Here is a 10,467-nt window from a genome sequence, read left to right on the forward strand (position 1 = left end):
CCGGGCCATGGATGGCCCGTCGCGGCGGCCCGCGGAGTAACGGATATACACCCCACCCTAACCCCGCGCAGCAAACACCCCCCGAGCAATCGACCGAGCCACACAATCAGCCGCCGCCGACCCAATCCGCCCAATCTCCACCTGCCGCCGAGGCCCATCCGCCACCTCCACTGCCCCCGAAGCCAACGCAAAAACCGTATCCCCATCAAACGGCAAATGCGCCGGCCGCACCGCCCGGGCAATCCCGTCCTGCGCCATGATCGCCACCCGCTTGCACTCCGCCACCGTCAACCGCGCCGTACTCGCCACCACCACCAGCGTGGTATTGGCCCCCGCTTGCAGACGCCCCATGGAATCCAGCCGCGACAACTCCGGCATCGGATCACTGCAATCCATCTCCGTCACCGGCCGCGCCCCGCCAAACTCCCCCGCCACCTCCCAGGGCCACGCCCAGAACGTCTCGCCATCCGGCATGTAGACCGAACCAATCGGGTTAGCCACCACCAACGCGGCAACCACCAACCCATCGCCCAAATCCAGGGACGCCGTCCCCAGCCCGCCTTTCAGCACCCCGGCCATGGCCCCACGCCCGGCCCCGACAGAGCCCAGCTCAAACTCCGGACCGGCATTGGCCAGCGCCTCAAACCCCAGCCGCCGGTAAGGTGGCTCCAGGCCCCAATCCTTGTCCCCGCCATTCGCCAAATCATGCAACACCGCCGCCGGCACGATAGGAATCGCCGGCGCACCCGGCTTCAAATGCAACCCCACCTGGTCCTGGGACAACTTCGCCGCCACCGCATCCGCCGCCGCCAGGCCAAACACCGAGCCACCGGCAAACACCAGCGCGTGCAGCTGGCCCACCATGTTCTCCGGCTCCAGCGCCGCGGTTTCGCGACCACCTGGGCCTCCACCGCGAATGTCGATACTGGCAGTCCAGAAACCATCCGGGCGGATCACCGTGACGCCGGTGTCGGCGTACAGGTCTGTGGCGTGGCCAACCTCCAGGCCGGGAATATCAGTGAGGGCGTTGCGCGGGCCAGGTCTAGGCATACAGAAAAGCTTCCTTGGGTTTAGGTATGGCGTGGGGAGAGCAAGGGGTGTGCCAAGGAGGCGCTCCCCCGGCCCAGCGTACGCAAGCAGCTTCGCGAAAAAATCCCCTGCACAAAAACCAACACCCTGCCCTCCCGCCTGTTAGAAAAACACCACCCGCCCCGCAAACCCTCCAACAACTCCTTGTTATCCAAGACTTTTCAGCGATGGCACAGCCTTTGCTCTCCTGCCTCCACCAGAGCTTGAACTTAACAAGCCGTCCTCGAACAAGGCCCGTTGCCTAACCACACTGGAGTGTTGCACATCATGAATCCATCACGCGCCGCAGGCCGCCGCCAACCCGGCAAGGCTTTCGCCCATACCCTGTTGTTCCTCGCCGTGTGCGAGGCCGTCAGCTACAGCAGCCTGACCCTCGCCGCCGACGCCCCGGCCAGCGATAACCCCCTGGACACCGTCGTGGTCATCGGCAACCGTGGCCAGGCCCGCACCCTGGCCGACAGCCCGGCGCCGGTGGACGTGATTTCTTCCAAGCAGTTGCTCGCCACCGGCCAGGGCGACCTGACCCGTGCCTTGAGCAAGGTGCTGCCGTCCCTCAACCAGCCGGCCTCGTCGGGCTTCGGTTCGACCTCGATCGTGCGCCCCATCAGCCTGCGCGGCTTGAACGGCGACCAGGTGCTGGTGCTGGTCAACGGCAAGCGCCGCCACAACAGCGCGCTGCTGAACAACGCCACCTCCCTCAACTCCGGTTCGCAACCGGTGGACCTGGACATGATCCCCACCGCCCTGGTGGATCACATCGAAGTCCTGCGTGACGGCGCCTCGGCGCAATACGGGTCGGACGCCATCGGCGGCGTGATCAACATCGTGCTCAAGCAAACCGACCACGGCGGCAGCTTGTCCACCACCTACGGCCAGAACTATGAAAACGGCGATGGCGAAACCGTGCGTCAAACCGGCAATGTCGGCCTGGCCCTGCCCAACGACGGTTTCATCAACCTCGCCCTGGACGTGAAGAAACAGGACGTCTCGGACCGTTCCGATGCGGCGCCGTACACCGACAGTGCCGGCAACACCAGCCAACGCCACACCTACTACGGCACCGGCTTGCCCGAGGCGAAGAACTTCAGCCTCGGCTACAACGCCGAGCTGCCGGTCGCCGACGCGCTGACCCTGTACTCGTTCTCGACCTACACCCACCGCAACTCGGAAAAGCCCCTGGCATTCCACCAGCCGCCGTCGTTCAACGGCATCCAGACCCCGTACCCGGAAGGTATCGAAGACAACCTGCGCTTCATCGAAGACGACTTCCAGGTGGCGTTTGGCGGCAAGGGCCAGGCCGCCGGCTGGGACTATGACCTGTCGAGCACCTACGGCCAGGACCATGCCCGGGCCACCCTCACCGACACCTACAACCTGAGCTACGGCCCGAACTCACCGACCTCGGTCGACACCGGCGTAAAAACCTTCAGCCAGTGGACCAACAACCTCGACCTGACCCGCGCCTTCGACCTCGGCCTGTACAAGCCGACGCAGATTTCCTGGGGCCTGGAACAGCGCTACGAAGACTACAAGATCGGCAAGGGTGACCTCGCCTCCTACGCCAGCGGGCCGTTCGACACCGGTGCCAACGGCGCGATCATTCCACCCGGGACCATTTCCGGTGCCGGTACCACCCCGGCCGACGCCGCCGAAAAAAGCCGCATCAGCCTCGCGGGCTACGGCGAGATCGGCCAGGACCTCACCGACAAATGGCACGTGGACCTGGCCGGGCGCTACGAGCACTACAACGACGGCTCGGGCACCACCACCAACGGCAAGTTCTCCACCCGCTACCAGCTGACCCCGATCCTGGCCTTGCGCGGCACCGTCAGCACCGGGTTCCGCGCACCGTCCCTGGCCCAGCAGATCTACAGCTCCACCTCGCAAACCAGCGTCAACGGGCAACTGTTCGACTACCGCAACGTGGCGGTGAACTCCGATGTGGCCAAGGCCCTGGGCGCGACCACCCTCAAGCCTGAAAAGTCGACCAACTACAGCATCGGGCTGACCCTGCAACCCACTGACAACACCAACATCACCCTGGATGCCTACCAGATCGTGATCAAGGACCGCATCGCCCAGACCGGTTACCTGGGCGGCACGCCGCAAATCAGCGCGATCCTCGCCGCCGCCGGGCTCAACCCGAACCAGGCGGTGACCTACTTCACCAACGCCCTCGACACCACCACCCGCGGCGTCGACCTGGTGGGCGACTACCGCCAGGACATCGGTGCCTATGGCAGCCTGAAATACAGCGCCGGCTTCAACTGGAACACCACCCAGATCGACTCGATCCACGCCTCGACCGTGGCCGCCCAGGCCCTCGGCCCGGACGGTGGCTATGACCGCCAGCGCCAGGGCAACCTCAAGTACGGCTTGCCGCAATCCAAGCTGCTGCTGGGCACCACCTGGACCTACGACAAGGTTGAAACCAGCCTCAACCTGACCCGCTACGGCTCCTACACCGAGTACGGCACCGCCGAGATCTACGACCGCAACTTCGCGCCGACCTGGATCACTGACCTGAACATCGACTACCACCTGACCAAGGCCGTGACCCTGAATGCGGGGGCCAACAACCTGTTCAACAAGTACCCGAAACGCACCGACCTGGTAAGCAGTTCCGGCGGCTTCCCGTACGGTACCTTTTCGCCTTACGGCACCACCGGTGGCTATTGGTACACCGGCGTGACGTACGCCTTCTGACCCAGCCCGCGGGGCCGGTTCGCCGGCCCTGCGCCTGACCTTTTGCGGGAGCCTGCCCATGACCCGACGTACCGATCAACTCAAGCTGGGGGCCTTCCTGGCCAACAGCGGCCACCATGTATCGGCCTGGCGCCATCCCCTGGCCCAGGCGGATGCCAGCCTGGATTTCGAGCACTTCAAACACATCGCGCAAACCGCCGAACGCGGCAAATTCGACGCCTTGTTCGTCGCCGACGTGGTCGCCCTGTGGGGCCATCATCATGACGCCCTCAGCCGCACTGCCCGCGCCGAACACTTCGAACCCTTGACCCTGATGGCCGCTTTGGCAGCCGTCACCAGCAACATCGGCCTGATCGCCACCGCCACCACCAGCTACAACGAGCCGTACCATATCGCCCGCAAGTTCGCCTCCCTCGATCATCTGTCCAAGGGGCGCGCCGCCTGGAACCTGGTGACCTCGGTGGTCTCGGATGAGGCCTGGAACTTCGGCCGTGAAACCCATATCGACCATGGCGACCGCTACCAGCGCGCCGAAGAATTCCACGACGTGGTCAAGGGCCTGTGGGACAGCTGGGACGACGACGCCTTCACCCGCGACAAGGCCAGCGGGGAGTATTTCGACCCGGCCAAACTGCACACCCTGAATCATCGCGGCGAACATTTTTCCGTACGTGGCCCACTCAACGTCGCCCGCCCTCCACAGGGCCATCCAGTGCTGGTGCAGGCCGGTGCGTCGGAACCCGGCAAGGCCCTCGCCGCCCGCGTTGCCGAGCTGATTTTTGCGGTCAGCCATGACCTGGCCGGCGCCCAGGCTTTCTATCAAGACATCAAGCAACGCGCCGCCGCCTTTGGCCGTGACCCCGACCACATCAAGATCCTGCCCGGTGTCACCCCGTTTATCGGCGAAACCCGCGAACAGGCCCAGGCGCTGTTCGAAGAGTTCCAGGCCCTGGTGGACCCGGTGCTGGGCCTGCGCTTCCTGGCCGACACCCTGGGCGATGACATCGACCTGTCGGGCTACGACCTCGACGGCCCGCTGCCGGAAACCCCGGTAGGCCAGCGCGGCAGCCGTCGCGACAAACTGCTGGAACTGGCCCGCAGCCAGAACCTGAGCATCCGCCAGCTGTACCTGCACCTGACCGCCGGCAACCCGGTAATCGGCACCGCCGAAGACATTGCCGACTTCTTCGAGCAGTGGTTCGAAGCCCGTGCCTGTGACGGGTTTAACGTGTTCTTCCCGTACTTCCCGGGCGGCATCGACCTGTTCGTCGAGCAGGTAATCCCACTGCTGCAGCAACGCGGGCTGTTCCGCACCGAATACGAAGGCACCACCCTGCGGGAAAACCTCGGCCTGCCGCGCCCGGCCAATCGCTTTACCCGGGGAGTCACACCATGAAGCGCAGCGCATGGATGCTGGCAGTCGGCAGCCTGTTCGTCTCGAAGGCCTTTGCCCTGAACATTTTGCTGAGCAACGACGACGGTTATCAGCACCCCAATATTCGCGCCCTGTACACCGAGCTCAAGGCCCAGGGGCATACGGTGCGGATTGCCGCACCGCAGGCCGACCAGAGCGCACGGGGCGGTGCGTTTTTCTTTGGTCGCGAAGTCACCGTTGGCCATGACGACGACCCGGCCTACCCCGACAGTTACTACATCAGCACCACTGAAAACGGCGTATGCCAAAGCCCCGAATGCGCCGGCAAAGACGTGCAGATCGAAATCAGCGGTACGCCGGTAATGGCCCTGCTGATGGGCCTGAAAAAAGTCATGCCCCACCCCGACCTGGTGATCGTCGGCCCCAACCCCGGGAATAACCTGGGGGCGATCAACAGCGCTTCCGGCACGTTCAACGTCGCCAGTGTCGCGGTGCAGGCGGGCATTCCGGCGCTGGCGGTCAGCACCGATTTGAAGGAGGCAGACCCACAACGCGCGGCGCAACTGGTGGCGAAGCTGGTCAATGCCCTGGACCAGCATCGCCAGCCCGACGGCGCGCTCTTGCCCAAGGGCCTGGGCCTGAATATCAACCTGCCAAAAGACCCACGGATCAAGGGCGTGAAACTCACCCGCATCGGCAGCTACGTGGGCTTTGAAGCGGTGTACACCGACGACCTCAAGCAATTCAAACTGCCGGGCAAACCCGGCATCGGCTTCCAGTACAGCCCCGTCGCCACCGCCGAGCAGCAGAAGCAGGACGAGGCGGTATGGCTCAACAAGGGTTACCTGACCATCAGCCCGTTCAGCGGCCTGCCGGAGTCGATCAACGCCGGCCCCGCGCTGCAAAAACAACTGGCCCGCGAGGTGCAGCCATGAGTTCGCGTTTTTCCCTGGGGTTTCTCAGCCGGGTCTACAGCCCCGGCTTCGAGCCCAAGGTCTACCGCGACACCGTGGAGTTGTTCAAGGTCGCCGAAGAGCTGGGCTTTGACAGTGGCTGGGTGGCGCAGCACCACTTCGCCAGCGAAAACGGCCGCCTGCCCTCGCCCCTGGTATTGCTTGCCGCCATCGCCCAGCGCACCCGCCGGATCAGCCTGGGCACCGGGATTATCGTGTTGCCCCAGGAAGCGCCGCTGCGCCTGGCGGAAGACGCCTCGGTGCTGGACCTGTTGAGCAATGGCCGGCTGGAGCTGGGCCTGGGTGCGGGTTTTGATCCCGACACGTTCACCGCATTCGGTCGTGAACCTGAGGCGCGCCACCGCGATTATGAGCAGCACCTGCAACAGTTGATCCATGCCCTGGGCAACGCCCCCCTGACCGACAGCGGCTCGCGCCTGTTGCCACGGGCAGCCGGCCTTGGGCAGCGAATCTGGGAAGCCACCTCACGGGTGGAACGGGTGGCCGAGCGCGGCCACGGCCTGATCATGGCGCCCAACCCGCACCTGCCGCCCGAAGCCGGGGTAGAACTGGTCAACCGCTATCGCAACGCCTGGACCGGTGACAACGGCACCCCGCCCCGTGTCACCCGGGTACAGGCGCTGATCCCGAACCCGGACGCCGCCACGCGCAACGATATCCAGGCCTACGTGCAACGCCAACAGAGCATCGGCGTGTACAAGGCGCCGGTGGATGATGATTTCGACGCCACCCTCAGGCGCCTCGGCATCCTGCACGGCCCGGTCGAGCAGATCATCGAGCAGTTGCAGCAAGGGCCGAGACTGACGGCCAACGACCACCTGGTGCTGCAAGTACAGACCGCCAGCACCCCGCTGCGGGAGGCGATCCGTGCCCTGGAAATCATCCGCGAACAGATCGCCCCGGCCCTCGGCTGGCAACCGACACTGCCCCAAGGAACCCTGACATGAGCTTCAAACTGGGCTTTCTCAGCCACGCCTTTGGCGACGATCCACAGCAGGTCTACCGCGACCTGATCGAACAATTCGAAGTCGCCGAGGCCCTCGGTTTCGACGGTGGCTGGATTGCCCAGCACCACCTGAGCAACGGCTTTGGCCGGCTGCCGTCACCGCTGGTACTGCTGGCGGCGGTGGCCGAGCGAACCCGGCATATCGAACTGGGCACCGGGGTGATCGTGCTGCCTTTCGAAGACCCGATCCGCCTGGCGGAAGACGCCAGTGTGCTCGATGCCCTGAGCGGCGGCCGGGTGCAATTGGGCCTGGGCAGCGGCGGCGCCAACCTCGACAATTTCAGCGCGTTTGGCCGTGATGCCGTGCAACGCCAGGTCGATTTCAGCGACCACCAGCAGCAGGTCCAGCAGTTACTCGACGGCGAGCCATTGACGCCCCACAGCGCGCTGACCCTGCAACCGCCAGCAACCGGCTTGAGCAGCCGCTTGTGGCACTCCCACGGCAGCCTCGAAGGCGCGGCATACACCGCCAGCCAGGGCAACGGCTTGCTGCTGGGCACCGCCACCCACGATCCGCTGACGGTGCAAAAACCCCTGGCCGATGCCTACTTGAATGCCTGGACCCGCACCGATCGCCCACCGAGAATCGGCGTGGTGCGGGCAATTTTCCCGGCAGCGGATCGCGCCAGTGCCCAAGCGGAACTGGCGGTGGATATCGAGCGCCACATCCCGCGCCTGCAACGCGAAGGCCTGATCGATCAAGCCGTGGACCTGCAGGAGCACCTGCGCCTGATGAACGTGCACCACGGCCATCCCGACGAAGTGATCGCCAGCCTGCAACAGGACCCGTCCCTGCTGCCCTATGCTGACTACGTGATCGCCGTGGTCCAGGCCGAAAGCTCGACCCAGGCGCAGATCCTCAAGCGCCTGGAAATCATCGCCCGGGACATCGCCCCGGCCCTCGGATGGCGAGGACGAGAGTAGGATGATCAAACGCCCTGAAAGCGTCAGCTCCCGTAGCAGCTGTCGAGTGAAACGAGGCTGCGTAGCGGTGTGTCAGATACACCGCGAACGCAGCCTCGCCGGGGCTCGACAGCTGCTACGACGACGCGTGATGCTGATGCCAAACTATGGAGCCCGTGTATGCCCCTTGAATTCAGTTGGTTGATGCCCCTCTGTACCCCCGACTGGGCGGCGCGGCCGGGGCAGTGGATCCAGCTGGCCCAGGCGGTGGAATACGCCGGCATCGACGGCCTGTGGATCCCCGGCGGCGCGCTGTGTGCCGACAGCCTCGGTGTGGCGGCGGCGTTATGCGCCCACACCCGACGGGTGCAATTGTCGGTGAGCGTACCGCCGGAAGTCATGCTGCCGGCGGCCCTGGCCACCACCCTGCAAAGCCTGCAATCGATCAGCAGCCACCGGGTGCGCCTGCACTTGCCCGACGGCGAACAAGGCAGCCTGCGCAGTGCGTTTGGCGAATGGCTGAACCGCGACCAGCGCAGCGAACGCATCGGCGAATACCTGGAGATTCTCCAACAACTGCTGGCACCGAATGACGGCGGCCTGGATTATCAAGGCCGCTATTTCCAACTGGAAAACGCCGGCGTCGCCCGCCGCGAACTGCCCGCCCCGCCACTGGTGCTGGACGACAGCCAAAGCCACGCGCTGGTGGCTGGCCACGCCCAGGTCTGCCTGTTGCGGCCTGGGCATCCGCAGTGGCTGGACCAGGAAATACAACGCTGGCGCCAGCTTCAGCCGGGCCTGGCCTTTGCCTGTACCTTCGGCCTGGTCATCGGCGACAGCGAGGACCTGGCCTGGGAAACCGCCGCCGCCCTGCTGCCGACCCAGGACCTGCCCAACCACCGCATCGCCACCGTGCCCCGCGACCGTCACCCGTTGCGCCAGTGGGAGATCCACCCGAACCTGCTGCAACTGCACCCTGGCCAACCGTTGATCCTGGTGGGCACGCCCCGCCAAATCGCCACGCGCCTGCAGGAACTGCACGGCCTGGGCCTTGGCCACATCATCCTGCAAGGCGGCCCGGCGGTCGGCGAAGTGCTGCGCTTTGGTGAACAGATCCTGCCGCTGCTTTTTCAACACGGCCTGCGCAAGGAGCGCCTGCACCATGAACACTGAGGTTCGCCCCCCGATCCAGCTCGACTGGTTCCTGCCCACCAATGGCGACGGTCGCCACCTCACCAGCAGCGGCCTGCCCAAGGTCGGGCTGTTCCAGCAAGGCGAACGTGCCCCCACCCTCGATTACCTGCGCCAGATCGTGCGGGCTACCGAACAGGCCGGGTTCGACGGAGTCATGGTGCCCACCGCCAGCGGTTTCGAGGATCCGTGGCTGATTACCGCGGTGCTGGCCCAGGAGGTGCGACGGCTTAAATTCCTCCTGACGTTGCGACCAGGCATGGAGCTGCCGGCCTATACCGCCCACCGTGCGGCGACCTTGCAATTGCTCAGCGAGAATCGCCTGGCGTTGCATGTGGTGACGGGGTCCAGCCGTTTTGAGCAGCGTTCGTTGGGGGACTTTCTCGAACACGATGAGCGTTATGCGCGTACTGCGGAGTTTTTGCAGGTGTTCCAGGCGGTGTGGGCTGGCAAGCAGCCGGCGCATCCGGGGCGCTACTACCGCAGTGGGATCAACACGCCGGTGGCGCCTGGGGCCGAGGTGCCGGCGATCTATTTTGGGGGTGCCTCCGAGGCTGCCGAGCAGGTGGGGGCTGCCCATGGGCAGACGTACCTGATGTGGTGTGAGCCGCCGGCGATGATTGCCGAGCGGGTGCTGCGGATGCATGAGTTGGCCGCGATGCAGGGGCGGACGTTGCGCTTTGGGTTGCGCTTGCACATCTTTGCCGATCGCACTGACGAGGCGGCCTGGGCGCATGTGGAGCGGCTGTTGGAGGAGATACCCAAGGACGCCATTGACCAGGCGCAGCGGCAGATGGCCAAGTATGAATCGGTGGGGCAGAGTCGCCAGACCGAGTTGATGAAAGGCCGTGGGCGTGGGGCGCGGGAGCTGGAGGTTTCGGCCAACCTCTGGGCCGGTGTGGGCCTGGTACGGGGCGGGGCCGGGACGGCGCTGGTGGGGAGTTATGAGCGGGTGGCGGAGCGGATCGAGGAGTATCACCAGCTTGGGGTGGACAGCTTTATTCTCTCGGGGTTTCCGCATCTGGAAGAGTCGATTCATGTGGGGGCGGAGGTGTTGCCTTTGTTGCGCAGGATTGGGGCTTCGGGGAGGGATGTTGAGGTGGGTCGGGGTTGATTGAGTACATATCCGTTTCTTCGGTTATGGCTGATATTGGTTCCGCTCTTACAGCGGCTCACTTTTGAAAAGCGCAAAAGTAAGCAAAACGCTCTTGCCCCACCACTCG

8 protein-coding genes are annotated in these 10,467 nt (G+C 64.9%); 7 read left to right on the plus strand and 1 reads right to left on the minus strand.

Going from position 1 to position 10,467, the window contains the following annotated elements:
• Positions 1 to 57 precede the first annotated feature (57 nt).
• Positions 58 to 1,050 (minus strand): P1 family peptidase, encoded by a 993-nt coding sequence (locus HX815_RS31110; protein ID WP_003218615.1) that lies wholly within the window; start codon positions 1,048 to 1,050, stop codon positions 58 to 60.
• A gap of 306 nt (positions 1,051 to 1,356) precedes the next feature.
• Here HX815_RS31110 and HX815_RS31115 point away from each other — a divergent pair, with 306 nt between their 5' ends.
• The 7 genes from HX815_RS31115 to HX815_RS31145 all read left to right on the plus strand — a co-directional run bounded on the left by HX815_RS31115 (position 1,357) and on the right by HX815_RS31145 (position 10,358).
• Positions 1,357 to 3,795 (plus strand): TonB-dependent siderophore receptor, encoded by a 2,439-nt coding sequence (locus HX815_RS31115; protein ID WP_003218616.1) that lies wholly within the window; start codon positions 1,357 to 1,359, stop codon positions 3,793 to 3,795.
• A 58-nt stretch (positions 3,796 to 3,853) separates the two neighbouring features.
• Positions 3,854 to 5,191, plus strand: coding sequence for an LLM class flavin-dependent oxidoreductase (locus tag HX815_RS31120; protein ID WP_177029476.1), 1,338 nt, complete (start codon positions 3,854 to 3,856; stop codon positions 5,189 to 5,191).
• Positions 5,188 to 6,105 (plus strand): 5'/3'-nucleotidase SurE, encoded by a 918-nt coding sequence (locus HX815_RS31125; RefSeq protein ID WP_177029477.1) that lies wholly within the window; start codon positions 5,188 to 5,190, stop codon positions 6,103 to 6,105. Before HX815_RS31120 ends, HX815_RS31125 begins: the two co-directional genes overlap by 4 nt.
• Positions 6,102 to 7,091 carry an LLM class flavin-dependent oxidoreductase gene (locus tag HX815_RS31130; RefSeq protein ID WP_177029478.1) on the plus strand — a complete coding sequence of 330 codons (990 nt, stop codon included), beginning with the start codon at positions 6,102 to 6,104 and terminating at the stop codon, positions 7,089 to 7,091. Before HX815_RS31125 ends, HX815_RS31130 begins: the two co-directional genes overlap by 4 nt.
• Positions 7,088 to 8,074: an LLM class flavin-dependent oxidoreductase gene (locus HX815_RS31135; protein ID WP_008430352.1), complete on the plus strand. Its 987-nt coding sequence runs from the start codon at positions 7,088 to 7,090 to the stop codon at positions 8,072 to 8,074. The genes HX815_RS31130 and HX815_RS31135 overlap by 4 nt, the downstream gene beginning before the upstream one ends.
• 159 nt (positions 8,075 to 8,233) lie before the next feature.
• Complete coding sequence (locus HX815_RS31140; protein ID WP_003218624.1) at positions 8,234 to 9,226, plus strand: LLM class flavin-dependent oxidoreductase; 993 nt, start codon at positions 8,234 to 8,236, stop codon at positions 9,224 to 9,226.
• Entirely contained in the window at positions 9,216 to 10,358 is a 1,143-nt protein-coding gene (locus HX815_RS31145; protein WP_177029479.1) for an LLM class flavin-dependent oxidoreductase, read from the plus strand. The genes HX815_RS31140 and HX815_RS31145 overlap by 11 nt, the downstream gene beginning before the upstream one ends.
• The last annotated feature ends 109 nt before the right edge of the window (positions 10,359 to 10,467 follow it).

The organism is Pseudomonas sp. E6002 (assembly GCF_013385565.1).
Taxonomy (GTDB): domain Bacteria; phylum Pseudomonadota; class Gammaproteobacteria; order Pseudomonadales; family Pseudomonadaceae; genus Aquipseudomonas.